The organism is Pseudomonas sp. PICF141 (genome assembly GCF_002286815.1).
Classification (GTDB): Bacteria; Pseudomonadota; Gammaproteobacteria; order Pseudomonadales; family Pseudomonadaceae; genus Aquipseudomonas.
The window spans coordinates 79,766-95,629 of the sequence record NZ_MUNM01000078.1; the positions used below are offsets into that span (position 1 = coordinate 79,766).

11 protein-coding genes are annotated in these 15,864 nt (G+C 57.5%); 7 read left to right on the plus strand and 4 right to left on the minus strand.

Features of this window, described 5'->3' with window-relative positions:
- Positions 1-104: 104 nt before the first annotated feature.
- The 7 genes from BZL43_RS22875 to BZL43_RS22905 all read left to right on the plus strand — a co-directional run bounded on the left by BZL43_RS22875 (position 105) and on the right by BZL43_RS22905 (position 6,713).
- Positions 105-1,772, plus strand: coding sequence for an AMP-binding protein (locus tag BZL43_RS22875; protein WP_095634397.1), 1,668 nt, complete (start codon positions 105-107; stop codon positions 1,770-1,772).
- A 32-nt stretch (positions 1,773-1,804) separates the two neighbouring features.
- On the plus strand, positions 1,805-2,248 hold the full coding sequence (locus BZL43_RS22880) for a hotdog fold thioesterase (protein WP_095634398.1): 444 nt from the start codon (positions 1,805-1,807) through the stop codon (positions 2,246-2,248).
- A 145-nt stretch (positions 2,249-2,393) separates the two neighbouring features.
- Positions 2,394-3,200, plus strand: a complete 807-nt coding sequence (locus tag BZL43_RS22885) for an alpha/beta fold hydrolase (RefSeq protein WP_095634399.1) — start codon at positions 2,394-2,396, stop codon at positions 3,198-3,200.
- Complete coding sequence (locus BZL43_RS22890; protein WP_095634400.1) at positions 3,197-4,051, plus strand: alpha/beta hydrolase; 855 nt, start codon at positions 3,197-3,199, stop codon at positions 4,049-4,051. Before BZL43_RS22885 ends, BZL43_RS22890 begins: the two co-directional genes overlap by 4 nt.
- Positions 4,052-4,101: 50 nt before the next feature.
- Positions 4,102-4,761 (plus strand): glutathione S-transferase family protein, encoded by a 660-nt coding sequence (locus BZL43_RS22895; RefSeq protein ID WP_095634401.1) that lies wholly within the window; start codon positions 4,102-4,104, stop codon positions 4,759-4,761.
- Positions 4,762-4,769: 8 nt separating this feature from the next.
- Positions 4,770-5,576, plus strand: coding sequence for a DUF4892 domain-containing protein (locus tag BZL43_RS22900; RefSeq protein WP_095634402.1), 807 nt, complete (start codon positions 4,770-4,772; stop codon positions 5,574-5,576).
- Between the two features lie 81 nt (positions 5,577-5,657).
- Positions 5,658-6,713, plus strand: a complete 1,056-nt coding sequence (locus tag BZL43_RS22905; protein ID WP_095634403.1) for an AI-2E family transporter — start codon at positions 5,658-5,660, stop codon at positions 6,711-6,713.
- A 53-nt stretch (positions 6,714-6,766) separates the two neighbouring features.
- On the opposite strand, the gene lapD is transcribed toward BZL43_RS22905, so the two are convergent.
- From lapD to BZL43_RS28365, 4 genes are all read right to left on the minus strand, one after another.
- Positions 6,767-8,707, minus strand: coding sequence for a cyclic di-GMP receptor LapD (gene lapD, locus BZL43_RS22910; protein WP_095634404.1), 1,941 nt, complete (start codon positions 8,705-8,707; stop codon positions 6,767-6,769).
- A gap of 21 nt (positions 8,708-8,728) precedes the next feature.
- Positions 8,729-9,433, minus strand: a complete 705-nt coding sequence (gene lapG, locus BZL43_RS22915; protein WP_095634405.1) for a cysteine protease LapG — start codon at positions 9,431-9,433, stop codon at positions 8,729-8,731.
- A 496-nt stretch (positions 9,434-9,929) separates the two neighbouring features.
- The gene (locus BZL43_RS22920) at positions 9,930-12,983 is read right to left on the minus strand and encodes a hypothetical protein (RefSeq protein WP_095634406.1); all 3,054 of its coding nucleotides are present in this window, start codon (positions 12,981-12,983) and stop codon (positions 9,930-9,932) included.
- Between the two features lie 237 nt (positions 12,984-13,220).
- Positions 13,221-15,794, minus strand: coding sequence for a hypothetical protein (locus BZL43_RS28365; protein WP_177409349.1), 2,574 nt, complete (start codon positions 15,792-15,794; stop codon positions 13,221-13,223).
- Positions 15,795-15,864: the final 70 nt, after the last annotated feature.

A 15,864-nucleotide genomic window follows, 5' to 3' on the forward strand; every position in this document is an offset into this window, starting at 1 on the left:
GGTGGCGTTTAGTTTTTGTTCTTGGTTTTTATGTGAAATAGTCAACCAAGCACTTGCTTGGTTGACTACGCTTGCTCCAGACAAAAAATAATGGAGCAAGTCGCATGTCTGCCGCTTTCCGTTTGCCATTGGACGTCTTCTACGAACGTGAAGCCCGTCATCCTCGCCAGCGTTTTCTGGTCCAGCCGATGGAGGGGGGCCAGGTCGAGACGCTGACCTGGGCCGACGTCGGCCACCAGGCACGTTGTGCCGCTCACTGGTTGCGGGCTCGGGAATTGCCACAAGGCAGCCACATCGCGCTGATCTCGAAAAACTGCGCCCACTGGATCATCGCCGATCTGGCGATCTGGATGGCCGGGCATGTCTCGGTGCCGCTGTATCCCAATCTGACCGCCGATTCCGTGGCCCAGGTGCTCGATCATTCCGAAGCTGCGCTGGCATTCATTGGCAAACTGGATGACTGGCCGGGCATGTCCGCCGGGGTCAGGTCCGATCTGCCAACCATCAGTCTGCCGCTGTGCCCGGCCGGGTCCTTCGATTTCAGCTGGGCCGATCTGCAGCGCAGCTCACCGATTCAGGACGACCCAAAACCTGACGCCGATCAGCTGGCGACCATCATCTACACCTCCGGCACCACGGGGCAGCCTAAAGGCGTGATGCACAGTTTCGGCACGCTGGGATTTGCCACCACCCGTGGTACGCAGTTGTTTGGCCTGAATGAGTCGGATCGCCTGCTGTCCTACCTGCCGCTATGCCATGTTGCCGAGCGGATGTTCGTCGAGTTGTCGTCGATTTATACCGGGCAAACAGTATTTTTTGCCGAGAGCCTCGACACCTTTCTCACTGATCTGAAACGTGCCCGGCCGACCGCGCTGTTCGGCGTACCGCGGATCTGGACCAAATTCCAGATGGGCGTCTACAGCAAAATCCCGGCCAAACGCCTGGATTTCATGCTCGGCTTGCCCTTTATCGGCAAGCGGGTTGGGCACAAAGTCCTTGCCGGGCTGGGGCTGGACGCCTTGCGCATTGCATTGTCCGGTGCGGCGCCCGTGCCGCAGACCTTGTTGCTCTGGTACCGAAAACTGGGGTTGGACGTGCTGGAGGTGTACGGCATGACCGAAAGCTGCGGTTACTCCCACATCGGCCTGCCGGGCCAGAACAGCCCAGGCTGGATCGGCAAGCCATGCCCGGAAGTGGAAGTGCGCATCGAACCCTGCGGCGAAGTATTGGTGCGTAGCGGCGCGACCATGCTTGGCTATTTCAAGGAGCCCGGGAAAACCGCCGAAGCCATCACCGAGGACGGTTTCCTGCGCACCGGTGACAAGGGCGAGGAAGACGCCGAAGGCAACCTGCGCCTGACCGGGCGCCTGAAAGAAATCTTCAAGACCAGCAAAGGCAAATACGTTGCCCCGGCCCCGATCGAGAATCGTCTGGCGGTGCATTCGCGAATCGAACAAGTGTGCGTGGTCGGCGACGGCTTGAGTGCACCACTGGGTTTGTGCGTGTTGTCGGCGGTCGGTCAGCAGGACGCCAGCGGGACGGCGAGGGCGGGTTTGCATTCAAGCCTGGAAAAACTGCTGGAGGAGGTCAACGGCGTCCTCGACAGGCATGAGCGCTTGCTTCGGCTGGTGGTGGTCAAGGACAGTTGGGCGGTGGAAAACGGCTTCCTGACACCGACCCTGAAGATCAAGCGCAACATGATCGAAGCCGCTTACGGTGCGCGCTTTGAAGAATGGAGCGAGCGTAGTGAGGCGGTGCTATGGCAGGATTGAGCCACGAACAACTCCAGCAAAGGAACGTAACGATGAGTCTGTGGCGCACCATTCCCAACGTCGAGCAGTTGAACGCAATCGGCAAAAATACCATCAGCGAAGTGCTGGATATTCGCTTTGAAGCCTTCGATGACGAGTCCCTGACCGCCAGTATGGTCATCGACCATCGCACGCATCAGCCTTTCGGTTTGCTGCACGGCGGCGCCTCGGTGGTGTTGGCCGAAACCGTCGGCTCGATGGCCAGTTATCTGTGCATCGACGCCAGCAAGTTTTATTGCGTGGGCCTGGAAATCAACGCCAATCATTTGCGCGGCCTGCGCAGTGGGCGAGTGACGGCGGTAGCCAAGGCGATTCATATTGGTCGCACGACGCATGTCTGGGATATCCGCCTGACCAGCGATGAAGGGAAGGTCAGTTGCGTATCGCGCCTGACCATGGCGGTGGTGCCATTGGGTGAGAATCCGCCGGCGCGTTGAGTTTCGCCAGCTGCTACCAAGGATAGGCGTCATCTTGCGCCATAGCCCTGACCCGACTGTCATCATTCCTGGCAGTTACGGTCATTGCTGCAGGACTCCGTCTTACGGACAATCAACCCTCGTTCTCGCTCATGGATTTGCAGGTATGTCGCAACAGATATTTTTCGCTCACGCCAATGGCTTTCCTTCGGGTACCTACGGCAAGTTGTTCGCGGCCCTGGCGCCCGAGTATCAGGTGACGCATCTGGAGCAGCACGCCCATGACCCGCGTTTTCCGGCGGACGACAACTGGAGCAATCTGGTGGATGAACTGATCCATCACCTCAAGCAGCAACCGGAACCGGTCTGGGGCGTTGGCCATTCCTTCGGCGGCGTCCTGCATCTGCACGCCGCATTGCGTTGCCCCCAGCTGTATCGCGGCGTGGTGATGCTCGATTCGCCGGTGCTGACCCGCGCCGATCAATGGGTGATCCGTGCCGCCAAGCGCTTCGGTTTCATCGATCGCCTGACCCCCGCCGGTCGTACGCTGGGACGACGGGAAGAGTTTGCCAATCTGGACGCGGCGCGCCTGTATTTCGCCGGTAAAACCCTGTTTCGTGGCTTCGACCCGGAATGCTTCGAGGCCTATCTTCAACATGGTTTGCAAAAGGTCGGCGACAAGCTGCGTTTGCGTTTCGATCCTGCCACGGAAATCAGCATTTATCGCGGCGTACCCCACACCAGCCCCGGCCGTGCACGGCAACTGAAAGTGCCGCTGGCGGTGGTTCGCGGGCACAAGAGTCGGGTGGTGATGCGCCATCACGCCCGTTCCGTCGGGCGCATGCCCCTGGGCGAGTCCTTGACCATGCCAGGGGGCCACATGTTTCCTCTCGAACGCCCACAGGACACGGCCACGCTGCTGAAGCATCTGTTCAGTCGCTGGGACGGTCACCGCCAACAGGATTGCGCATGAGCAGCGTTGTTGAAGAAGTTCGCCTGAGCCTGCCGCATATTGAGTTGGCGGCGCACCTGTTCGGTCCCGAGGACGGCGTGCCGGTGATCGCCTTGCACGGCTGGCTGGACAACGCCAACAGCTTTGCGCGGCTGGCGCCCAAGCTCAAAGGCTTGCGCATCATCGCGCTGGACCTCGCCGGGCACGGCCATTCGGGGCATCGGCCCAAAGGTGCCGGTTACGCGCTGTGGGACTACGCCCACGACGTGCTGCAAGTGGCCGAGCAACTGGAATGGAAGCGTTTTGCGCTGCTGGGGCATTCCCTGGGGGCAATCGTCTCGCTGGTGCTGGCCGGGTCGTTGCCCGAGCGGGTCACGAAGCTGGCCTTGATCGACGGCATCATTCCTCCTACCGACAAAGGCGAAAATGCCGCCGAGCGCATGGGCATGGCCCTGCAAGCGCAGCTGGATCTGCGGGAAAAACGCAAACCGGTCTACAACACCCTCGACCGCGCCATCGAAGCACGGATGAAAGGCTTGGTGGCGGTCAGTCGCGAAGCCGCTGAACTCCTGGCCCAGCGCGGCTTGATGCCGGTGCCGGGCGGTTATACCTGGCGCACCGACAACCGCCTCACCCTTCCATCGCCGCTGCGTCTGACCACGGAACAGGCGATGGCCTTCGTCCAGCGCGTCAATTGTCCTGCACAGCTGGTGGTTGCGGCTGACGGAATGCTCGCCAAACATCCAGAGTTGCTGGAGCGTCTACCCTTTAGCCGGGAACAGTTGCCTGGCGGCCACCATTTGCACCTGAATGACGAATCCGGTGCCGACCTTGTCGCAGACTGTTTCAATCGGTTCTTCGCCATTCCTTGACTTGCGCCGGGCAACTGTCGAGGCTGGGCGGGTTGAAATGGGAGACAACCATGATAGATCTGTACACCGCTGCGACCCCGAATGGCCACAAGGTCTCTATCGTGCTCGAGGAACTCGGCCTGCCCTACATGGTGCATGCCTTGAGTTTCGACAAAAAGGAACAGAAGTCCCCGGACTTCCTCAAGATCAATCCCAATGGGCGGATTCCGGCGATTGTCGACCGCGCCAATGGCGATTTCGCCGTGTTCGAGTCCGGTGCCATCCTGATTTACCTCGCCGAGATGACCGGCAAGCTGCTGCCTCAAGACCCGAAGGGGCGTTCGGTGGTACTGCAGTGGCTGATGTTCCAGATGGGCGGAATCGGTCCGATGCAGGGCCAGGCCAACGTGTTTTTCCGCTATTTTCCGGAAAAACTCCAAGGCGCCATCGATCGCTATCAACATGAAACACGGCGCTTGTATGAAGTGCTCGACACGCGTCTGCAAACCGTAGAATTCCTGGCGGGGGAATACAGCATTGCCGACATTGCGACTTTTCCGTGGGTACGTGGCCATGAATGGTCCGGCGTCGCGGTGGATGGCTTGTCGGCCTTGCAGCGCTGGATGGCGACCATGGACGCACGCCCCGCAGTACAACGCGGTTTACTGGTGCCCGAGCGCATCGATGACGACAGTGTCATCAAGGGCGCCCAGGCCATGCTGATTCGATGAGTCTATCCATGCGTTCTCTCAGTCTTCTGGCGCTGTGTTGTTTCAGTCCTCTGTTATTAGCCGCTGATGTCCCGGGCAGTCAGGACTTGCCGATCGTGCCGCGCATGGCCGATGCGCAGATCGTCGACTATCGCCCTGCGGCTGAACTGGAACGGATTTACCCGCTGGGTTCGATCCGCAAGATCAGCGGTCAGTTGCGTTTTGACGGCCAGGTTACCGCTCGGGGTCAAACCACCTCGGTCACCTACGAATTGCCACCGGAGCATTCTTCTACCGACGCCTTCACCGAGGCTCGCGAAGCCTTGCAGAAACAGGGCGCCGAGCTGTTGTTCTGGTGCCAGGCGCGGGATTGCGGGGAAAGCAGCCTGTGGGCCAACGAAGTCTTCGGCAACGCCAAATTGTACGGCAGCGATAATCAGCAGGCGTATTTGTTGCTGCGTCTGGCGGCCCCTCAAGACAACACGTTGGTGGCGCTTTACAGCATCACTCGCGGCAATCGCAGGGCTTATCTGCACGTCGAACAGTTCGACGCGATAACGCCGCTGGGTGATTTGCTACCGACGTCCGCGACCTTGTTGAGGCAGCTCAAGAGCACTGGAAAACTCGATTTCCCCAAACTCGTCGGCGACCCTGACGAAACCTGGCTGCGTCTGATTTCCCGAGGCCTGAACCTGGACACCACGTTGCGCGTCAATGTTTCGGGGTCCAATGCCGAAGCCTGGCGTCAGGCGCTGATCGGCCAGGGCGTAAGGGCTGCACGGATGGAAACCGGCAGCGTCGAAGGCTCTGGCTTGCACTTCGAACTGTTGCGTTAAGCTGCATTCGGCGAGCGCGTGCCAAGCGTTCGCCTACGCTTTGTTGACTGATTTTTTCGGCTGACTTTTTCAGGATCTTACATGCTCAATAACGATCGTCTGTTGGTGCAGATCCTGCTCCTGGTGCTGTTTGGCGCGAGTTTATGGGTGATGGCGCCATTCTGGTCGGCGCTGTTCTGGGGGGCGGTGCTGGCGTTTGCCAGTTGGCCGTTGATGCGGCTACTGACCCGTTGGCTCAATGGCCGTGAATCCCTGGCGGCGCTGGTCCTCACACTCGGCTGGATGGTGCTGGTGGCGGTGCCGCTGGTGTGGCTGGGGTTCAATCTGGCGGATCATGTGCGCGACGCCACGGCGCTCATCAAGGATATACAGGTCGATGGACTGCCCGAGGCGCCAACCTGGCTGGGCGATATTCCCTTGGTCGGTGCGCGGTTGGTGGGGATCTGGAACAGCATCGATCAGCAAGGGGCGGCGATGATGCTGGCGATCAAGCCTTATCTGGGGCAGGTCGGTAACTGGTTACTGGCGCGCAGTGCGCAGATTGGCGGCGGGATTCTCGAGCTGACGCTGAGTATTGTGTTCGTGTTCTTTTTCTACCGCGACGGGCCACGGTTGGCGGTGTTTGTTCATGGGCTGCTGGAACGGCTGATCGGCGAGCGTGCCAGCTATTACATTGAACTGGTGGCAGGTACCGTGCAGCGGGTGGTCAATGGGGTGATCGGCACCGCGGCGGCTCAGGCTATTCTGGCGTTGATCGGCTTCCTGATTGCCGGTGTGCCCGGCGCGTTGGTGCTGGGGATCGTGACCTTCCTGCTCAGCCTGATTCCGATGGGGCCGCCGTTGGTGTGGATTCCAGCCACGGCGTGGCTGGCCTGGAAGGGCGAGTACGGGATGGCGGTGTTCCTTGGCTGCTGGGGGACGTTCATTATCAGCGGAGTCGACAACGTACTTAAGCCGTACCTGATCAGCCGGGGCGGGAATTTGCCGTTGGTGATTGTGCTGCTCGGGGTGTTCGGCGGGTTGATCGCGTTTGGATTCATCGGTTTGTTCATCGGCCCGACGTTGTTAGCCGTGGCTTATAGTCTGCTCACCGATTGGAGCAAGAGCCAGGTTCGGGTTGAGGATCGTCGGCCCTGACCTGTGAGAGATTCCATGTTGCAGGGCAACCCTGCAACTTCAGGCCGGCTGACTCACATCGGCTCCGGCGGCCCGATCAGTCTTCCCATCACCCCAAATAACCCCAGCTCCCGAATCACCTCCAATTCGCCCTGGGTTTCCACCATTTCGGCAATCAACGGCAAGTCAATGCTGTTGGTCGCCCGGAAAATCGCCTCGATGAACAGGCGCTTGTCCGTCTGTTCATCGATACCCCGTATGTAGGCGCCGTCGATTTTCAGGTAAGCCAGCCCCAGTTGCGTCAGGTTGCCGATCTGGCTGAAGCTGCCGCCGAAATGCTGCAACCCGATGCGGTAACCGGTGGTGAGCAGGCTGTGGCTCAGGCGTTGCAGTTCTTCGGGGGGCGGCAGTTGGCGTTCGTCGATTTCCAGGATCAGCAGCGGCGCGAGTTCCGGCAGCGATTCGAGCAGGTCGAGAATATGTTGAAGCTGCGCCTGGTCGCGCAGGGTACTGCCGGACAGGCTCAGCGCAAGGGGCCAACGATTGGCGGCCAGGTATTCGAGGGTGGTTTCGAGCATCGCCAGATCGAACCGCGCCGACCAGCCAAGGCGTTCGATCCATGGCAGGAAATGGCCGGCGGCAATGGCCTCACCCTGCGGATCGAGCAGGCGAGCGAGGACTTTATGGTGCAACACCTGGCTGGTGTCGACGCACTGCACCACCGGTTGGAAATACAATTGGATCTTGCCTTCGGTCAGTGCCTCGTCGATCCAGCTGCGCCAATCGTGTCGGGAATGGTTCGGCGCGGTATCGGCATGGGCCTGGTATACCCAGGGGCGCTCGGGATGTTGCCGGGCCTGGGTCAGCGCCTGATCGAGGCGTAGCAGCACCTCGCTCGCCGGTTCACCGGGGTGATAGGCGACTACGCCCAAGTGCGCCACCGGCATACAGTCGCTGGCGCCGGTAAGACGCAGGTTTTCCAGGGTGGCGCTGATTTCGCTGGCCACGCGTGCAGCGTCCTTGCTGTCCAGGCCTGGGGTCAACAAACTGAATTCGCCGCCGCGATTGCGCGCCCCCAGCCAGGTTCGACGCTCTGGCGGTTGCGTCAAGCGCTTGAGCAATTCGCCGACAGCGCTGATCAGGGCATCGGTGCGCTGGCCGCCCAAGCGTTGGTTGAGGCCGATCAGGTCATTGATCCGCAGCATCAGCAAATGACCGTCGCGGCTTTGCTCGGATACCAATAACTGGTCGGCCAAATGTTCATCCAGCAAGCGCCGGTTCGCCAGACCCGTGAGGGCGTCCTGATAGGATTCGGCTCGCAGATTTTCACTGCGCGCGGCCTCCTCGGCGAACAATGCTTTGAGCTTTTCGACCATCTGGTTCATGGCCAGCACCACGCGTTTGAGTTCCGGTGTGCGCGGCAGTTTTGGCAAACTGCGGAATTCGCGTTTGCTGATGGCTTCAGCCTGTTTGACCATGTTGTCGAGCGGACGCAGTTGTCGACGTAATATCCATCCCCCCAATACGGCACTGAGCAGCCCGCAAATCAGCAACCAGATCAGGCTGCCGAGGGTGCTGTCCCAGAGTTTGGCCAAAGCGAATTGCGGATTGCTCCACACTTCGACCCGTGCTGCCTGCTCCCAGCCCCGTGTGATCAGTGCATCACCACCTTGCGGGCGCAGATCGACCAAATTCACAAACCACTCTGGAACGTCCTTTATCCGCGCCGGTGCGCTGCGCTCTACCAGCACCTGTTCATTCTCGATGCTGATGATCCGGATGCTGCTGAAATAGCCGCTATCGAAAATCGAGTTGACCATTAATTCGATCGTTGCCGGGTCGTCGATCTGTGCGGTCAATGACAAACCCAGTGCCGTGGCTGCGTCTTGGGCGTGAGCGCGCAACTGGCTGAGCACCTGCTCACGGGAGCTTTCCAGGCTGACAAAAAAACTGCCGCTGAACGCCACCAGCAAGAACACGCAGATGGCCAGGAACAACTGTTTGCGCAATGACATAAAACGCTCCTTGCTGTGCGGCTAGCCTTCGCCCACGGCGAACCCTTCGATGTGCATCTTTTGCAACACCTCTTGCCAGCGCGACAGTTTTTTCGAGTCGCTGCTGCGTTTACCACCATGGGCCCCCGGCAAGTACAGGCCTTCGGCATTGAAGGCGTACACCGGCAGCAGATCCTTGCGTTGGGAGGCGGGGAGAATCTCGCCAATCAGGTTATCCAGCACCAGCGGGTCGGCCGTGGGGCTGCTGTAGAACGTCAACACCATGTGCGCCTGGTTCTGGGTCAATGCCTTGACGTAGGTAATGCGCAGTTTCTCGCTGGGAATTCCGAGGTGACGCAGGCTGAAATATTTCGCCAGGGCGTAGTCTTCACAGTCGCCTGTGGCTTTGACCAGGGATTCCACTGGCGTGGCCCAGTAATCAGTCTGACGCCAGATGCGCGTGTCATCCTGAAAATTCAATTGTTGATTGAAGAAGCGATTGACCGCGTTCAGTTGTTCGCGCTCGGGCTGATTGAGTTGGCTTTGCAGCATTTGACTCCAGGCCTCGATCCGCCCCCGGGCGGGGCCAAGGGGGCCATAGCGTTTTTCGGCGGTTTGCAGAATCTGCGCAAAATCCCGGTCGGCCCAGACACTGCCCAACCCGGCCAGCAGAAAACTCGCCAACAGCCATCCGCCGAACCGAAGTCGGAGCGTCAACCATCCTGGGCTACGCGGACTGCGGGACATGTCTGGCTGCTCGGCTGCAGATGTCTGAAGTCTAGGCGTTGATTTGGGCGGGGTAGGGCAGGTCGTCGGACGAAAGGACGTCAGCGAGATGCTTTTGTGGCGAGGGGGTTTGTCGGAATGCCGCATCGCCCCGTTCGGCTGCGCATCAGTCGTAAAACCAATCAATGCGGCGCGTCAGGACAAGATCGGTTGGCGGTTCTGGGGTTGCTTTGCAACCCAGTGGGGGCAAGCCCCTTCGCCACAAAAAAACCGAGCCACGGGGTAAGGCAAACCCCTTGGGCATGGTCGCCCGGCAAAAGCCGTTCTCGGAAACACAAAACAGAATGCTTAGGTGCGGCTATCGATTAAATACCAGTTGCCTTCGAATGTGCTGAAGTCGAATGAAGATTGGACGGATAAATAAATCGACAGGGAGATAATCGATATATAAATCCGTCCGCGCTTTTTTTGACTGTCTTTAGAGGGGGCGGCGAATGAAAGTCAATACTGGTTACTATTATATAATGCTAATTTCCCAGAACTCGCTCCAGCTCGAAAGGGCATACACACCGAACCAACAATATCCAGGACTCAGCGAAAAGAAAGTGCAGTTCCAGTTACCTTGAGCATCCGCCTGAGCGTCCATTGAGCCAATAGTTTCGCCGGAGGGATTATAGCCGTAGTTGACGCTAATCGTTTGCTTCGGTGTAGCAATGCCTCTCAAGATAAAAGTGGAATTGTAGGTAGTTGAACCATTGGTGATGAGGTTACCGTCCTGATCCTCTAGCCGAGTGATTCGATGAGCAATTCGAGTCTCGACGCTGACAAGGTATTCAGCAGATGTCGCTCCGGGATCGTTCTTGTCATATACGACAAAGCGGTATGGCCCCTGCCTTAAGTCGAGACTACTACTGGTGGGGATATTCCATGTTTCTTGCAACGTGGTTTTTGTGCTGCCCAGAAAACTGCCATCGCTGGCGTCACTGAGCACTATTTCCGTGCCAACAGGGGCTTTGCCCGACACGGATTTTACTGCGGTAACCGCGCCTCCATGTTGTTGGATGTGCTGATTGAAGGAATCCTTCACCGAGGTGATCGCCAGCGCAAAGCCAGCGGTAATCCTTAATGTCCGCGCCACTGTTTCTGCCCCGCTGCCATATAACGCCTTGGCAGTGTAGCTATGGTCGCCGGTGGCCTGATTGGTCAGGGTATGGGTCCAGTCGTGTGCCGTATCCACTGGGATTGGGTTTCCGACCACCACGCCTTTGTCACGCAATTCAATCTGCTGGCCGGGCGCAGCCTTGCCCCTGAACACAAACGATTTCTCGGCGGTGCTGGCGCCATCGGTAATCTCGGTATTGCTCGGGGAGCCTTTGACCGAGGTGATCTTGAGTGTCATATCCTCCGCCAACACACTGACGGTATAACTTCGTACAGGAAAACCCGTTGCCGAAGCACTGTCAGGCACACCGTCAAAGTTCACCTTGAAGAATACCTTCAGCACGCTGTTATTCTTGAGCGTTTTCAACCAGCTCAGCGGCACAGGACTGGTAAACCCTGGCATTTGCGTATTGGGCTCACCTTTACGATCTTCGTAAACCACCGGGTTGTCGTTGTCATCGATCCCTGCGTAGCTCAACGACACGGGTTGCCCCACTGCCTGTAGCGGCCATTGGCTCACTTGCAACAGGTCACTGGCCTGCAATTTGTTTACATCCAGGCCATTGTCGCTCACGCCAGCAATGGTAGGTATCGGCAGCCGAATATCCCCCTCTACAATTTTCAACACACTCAGCGTCATCACCGGCGACTTGCCAACCAGCACTCCGCCCCGATTCAAATTCCACCGCAATCCAATGTCCTTGCCCTGCCGAGCCGCCAGAAACGCCGGACTCAACACCGTATTCACCCGTTTATTGATGTTGAACGCTACCAGCGGAAACTGCGGTGTCCCGGTCGGCGGATTGACTTCGACTAACCGTGCCCGATCCCCGTCCAGCGCGTCGAGGTATTCAATGCGCATAGTCACCCCGTTCGGATAGGCCAGTACGTCAATCGGACTCACCGCCGCCACCGGAAACGCTGGTTTCAGAACAATCTGGGTTTCGCCGCCAATCATCAATTGCAGCAATTGTGAATAAACCGGCGACTCTCCCACATTGGTGATCACACATTGCACCGTCAAAGGGCTACTGGTATAGGGCGCGATGTATTTGGCAGGTACTTTGAAAATCACCGGTTGTGTAGGGTCGGTGACGATCAGGCGGAAAATGAACAGGGCCGCAATTCCGTCCGGATCACTGGTTTGCCAGCGGGCCTCGACGGTAGCACCGGCTTTCAACGGCCAGTAATCAGCGACCCGCACCGAGGCCATGACGGTGTCCACTGGTAGTTTGTTGTCCACCAACGGCTCGACAATCGGTAAGCCCAATGACAGGGATGTGCCGCTGATGGTGATATCGGCAGGTTTCGAGAGTTGGGTCCCGCTGGCCTTGATCAATTGATAAGACGCACGCAAGGAACCCCCGATCAGATTGCGCAGTTTTTCATTCTCGATTGGAAAGTTCACTGTTCTGCTGGCGGCGTTCAGTGTCTGGCTGTAGGTATGGCTGACTGGTTCGCCACCTTTGGTGAAGCCTGTCAGAGTCAGCTCGATCCGGTCGTTTAGTGCAAATACCCCAATGACCAGTACATTGGTAGGACCGCCCAAGAGCAAATCGTGGTGCAGCACATTATCGGGGTCCGCTTGTTCAAAGATTGGTGCGGCCAACAATACGATGCCGGGTTTGAACGGGAGAATGAGAGCATCCGACCAGCCGCTGGAGTTTTCCACTGCATCGAACACTTCCCAGCGCACCACCAGGCTGTTGGTGGACGTCAGGGTCGCAAGCAACTCCGGTGTCAGCTCAAAAATCACATCCCCTAATGCAGAGACGATGACTTCCAGCTTCCGGGAGCCAAAGACAAGTACCACCCTGTCACCGATGGATTGATTGAAGTATTCAACCACCGTCACGAACATGCCGTCGTTGATCACCGTCTGATCGACAAAGCTCTCCGAAGCCACGGGCAACTTGAGCCCTTGATTGAATGGCTTTCCGCCGTCGGTATCCACTTCGCCGGGTGCCGGATACTTGTAAAACAGCGAAACGGGCGGTGATTCTTCGGTATTCTCACTTATGCGTCTGACCCAGAACCAGAGGTTCTTGTTTGCAGACAGTAAAGGCGAAAACCTGGCTTCCATATCTTTGGCCGAGATGTGGAACGGAATATTCTTCGGTTCTGGCCCATCGAAGTGCGCATCGGTGACAAAAAATTCGGCAACAGGAGCAATCCTTGAATCGAGGTAAACCTTGATGTAGTCGCCGACCGCCATGCCCAGATAAGCGAGGATGTAGACCAGCAATCCGTCCCGGTCGCCATAGACCATGTTGATGTTGACCCCTGATGCACCATCGTTTTGCAGTTTGTGACCGACCGGGTAGGGGGGCGGGACGGCCAGAACTCCGATACCGCGATCAGGGGGAAATACAAGGGCTTGTATATCGGTATTGGACAATAAGTTGGTCATGACGGAATACCTTTTTGAGACGCCCGCAGGACGTGGGGTTCGAAAAGGATTAGAGCGTGGTGCAGCAATACTTGCCTACTGTCATATCTGACAGGTAAACGGAGGTTTAAGACGAACGGTCAAGAGCGTCGAGTGGGGCCGATATCATTACGATAATTCGACATACTGTTGATTGACCCCACCGCTATCGCGAGAAAGTTACCGCACTGTTGGATAAGTAATTCCCCCAATTCTACTTTATATGTAACCCAATACAGGTGTGGGGATGTCGTACCCTGCAGCGTGAGAACCCATGAAGAATACAGCAAAAGTTTCGGTTCCGATAACTGCCGTGCCGGAAGCATTAGACAGTTTTCCCGTACTCCACTGCTTTGATCTATCGACTATAGATTTAGCGTCAAAATTATCATTAATAGCTTTTAAGTGTTCTTGGTAAATCAAGTTGCCGCCCTGAGATTGTATCCAGGCCGCTGCCGCAGCACGCGTGAGTGGAGTAGGGTTATATATTAGTTGCATGGCTCCACTCACTGTAACTTTGTATCCTTTCGATTGTCTGGGGACTGATGAGTCCGAGACGGTGATTATTGCCATTCCGTTTCTCACGGATTTTACTGTTCCAGTGTTATCGACTGTGACATTGGATGAGTTCGAACTATAGGTATAAGGCGGCTTACCGCCGCTGGCGGGGCGGGAGGCAGATGTACCAGGAGGATTACCATCCTTACGTGTCCAACCCAGTAAGGACGGAGCAGTTACACCTCCGCGCAAAAATAGGTCAGACACTTCGACAAAAAAATTTGAAGTCACAATAACAGTTCGTGGTTGCGAGGTGTTTCCGCTCCCATAAAGGGCTTTCGCGATAAAAGTGTGGGCTGCCACCGCCAGTCCACTGACCATCAATGTCCAGATGCCGGTCAATGCGTCGACCGTAGCCTTGCCTTTGGAGGTGGTGCCGTCGAACACCTCAATCTGCTGGCCGTTGCTCGCCGCGCCACTGAGCGTCAAGTTGGTTTCGACCGTTGTGCCACCGTGTGGGATCTCGGCATTTTTCGGGTCTTTCACCGAAGTGATAGTCGGAGCGATATTCGCCACGATAGTAAGTGTACGGACCGCCGACTCCGGCAGAGTCCCGTATTTCGCCTTGGCGGTGTAGCTATGGGCACCGATGGCTTGTCCGGTCAGGGTATGGTTCCAGTTGTCTGCCGCATCCACGGCCACCGTGGCTTTGACCACGCCTTTGTCACGCAACTCGATCTGCTGACCGGGCGCAGCTTTGCCGCTGAACACGAGTGTGGTGTCAGAGGTACTCGCACCGTTGGCGATCTCGACATTGCCCGGTGAGCCTTTGACCGAGGTGATCGTCGGGCTGAGCAGGGCCGCTGCCCGGATCGTGTAGACCCGGTCCGGAAACACCACGGCATTGGCTTGGATGTTGCTCTTATCCAATGAGGCCTTGAATTTCAGGGTCAATGTGGAACCGTCACCCAGTTCTTTCAGGTAACTGTTGACCAATGATCTTGGCCAAAAGCCCTGGGCGACCCAGGTTCCGTTGACATAGTGTCCACTGCCATTCCAGATAGTCAGGTTATGCGCCGTGCCATTGGCTTTTTTCCCCTCCAGTTTCAACCACACCTGCTGTCCCACTTCGATCAGCGTCCAGAGCAAGCCATGGATGGTGGCGTTTTTTGTCCCGAGTGCAATGACATCCAGGAAGTTGTTAGCGTCGGCTTCGATGATCTTCGGCGGGTTAAGGGCCGTTGCCGGCAATGCGAGAATATTCAGCTTCAACGGCAATGAAGTGCTGCGTACGCCATTACGCTCAATGACATAAGTGACAGTCACCACTTTGGCCAGACTATAGGCCAGAACCGATCGTGGCACGGCGATTTCAAGTCCGGCGCTGACCAACCGTGGCGTGCTGGTGTAGGAACTTGCCGCAATGCCCGTCGCGCCTTGCCAGATGACTGACAACAGGTCGCTGAGCAATAGCGCGCCTCGCGGAACCAGCACTCGCAATTCCGGCTGGGTGGGGCTGAAATTGTTTCCGATCTGGCCTTTCACGGTCGGGGCGGGCAGATTCAATCGGCTGAGATGAATGTCCACACGCTTTTCCGGCGACTTGCTGCGGTTGCCTAACTGATCGATAACATAAAATTCGGCCACTGCACTGGGGTTGTCGCCCGCTTTCTGAAAGGCGTCGGTGAACAGTGTTTGCGTCACCGCTGCCGGTGCATTCGGTACGTCAAATAGGATCGAGGTATCCCCCGGCCGGAATTCGATACGGTCGTAAGCGCGGCGGTTATTGTAGGTAAACCCGAACTCCACGCCCTGCGCTGCGCGGGCAGCATCGACGCCGTCGCTGAGAACATCCGGCGGAATCACCAGGTCCAGGCCCTCGGCGATTCGCAGGTGGTACAGCACCCTCAGGTCCCGGGAGGTCTCGACGTTCCCACTCACTCGGGTGACCTTATAGTGCAGCCGATTCACGCCATGATTCAACCGGCCGTGCGGCAGGTATAAACGTACACGCAATTGCTCCTCGCCCGGCGCGATGGTCTCGCCCACCGCTGGCGTGATGTCGTCGTTGACGTACAGATCGACGCGATCATCTACCGCCATGGTCGAGTTGAACAACCGAAGTTCAGACCAGGGGTCGACCAGGCATTCCAGGCCTTGTGGCTCTCCATCATAAAGGAGTTTGGGAATGCCGCCGTGAGCGATGCCGTCAGGTTTCACTGGCGTGACCCAGCCTTGGATGATAATCGGATACAGCACAAACACTTCGTTCAACTCTGAAGACTGGATGTCCATGGTTTGCTCCTGACGAGCCGTATCCGATAGGGGAGGCTCATCTCACACCCGAGGCGAGAGAACGGCAACT

Bases quoted from the DNA above. Each gene is read 5' to 3' on its own strand.
- lapD (WP_095634404.1), bottom strand. From the start codon at position 8,707: ATGTCATTGCGCAAACAGTTGTTCCTGGCCATCTGCGTGTTCTTGCTG.
- BZL43_RS22895 (WP_095634401.1), top strand. From the start codon at position 4,102: ATGATAGATCTGTACACCGCTGCGACCCCGAATGGCCACAAGGTCTCT.
- lapG (WP_095634405.1), bottom strand. From the start codon at position 9,433: ATGTCCCGCAGTCCGCGTAGCCCAGGATGGTTGACGCTCCGACTTCGG.
- BZL43_RS28365 (WP_177409349.1), bottom strand. From the start codon at position 15,794: ATGGACATCCAGTCTTCAGAGTTGAACGAAGTGTTTGTGCTGTATCCG.
- BZL43_RS22885 (WP_095634399.1), top strand. From the start codon at position 2,394: ATGTCGCAACAGATATTTTTCGCTCACGCCAATGGCTTTCCTTCGGGT.
- BZL43_RS22905 (WP_095634403.1), top strand. From the start codon at position 5,658: ATGCTCAATAACGATCGTCTGTTGGTGCAGATCCTGCTCCTGGTGCTG.
- BZL43_RS22880 (WP_095634398.1), top strand. From the start codon at position 1,805: ATGAGTCTGTGGCGCACCATTCCCAACGTCGAGCAGTTGAACGCAATC.
- BZL43_RS22875 (WP_095634397.1), top strand. From the start codon at position 105: ATGTCTGCCGCTTTCCGTTTGCCATTGGACGTCTTCTACGAACGTGAA.
- BZL43_RS22890 (WP_095634400.1), top strand. From the start codon at position 3,197: ATGAGCAGCGTTGTTGAAGAAGTTCGCCTGAGCCTGCCGCATATTGAG.
- BZL43_RS22920 (WP_095634406.1), bottom strand. From the start codon at position 12,983: ATGACCAACTTATTGTCCAATACCGATATACAAGCCCTTGTATTTCCC.
- BZL43_RS22900 (WP_095634402.1), top strand. From the start codon at position 4,770: ATGCGTTCTCTCAGTCTTCTGGCGCTGTGTTGTTTCAGTCCTCTGTTA.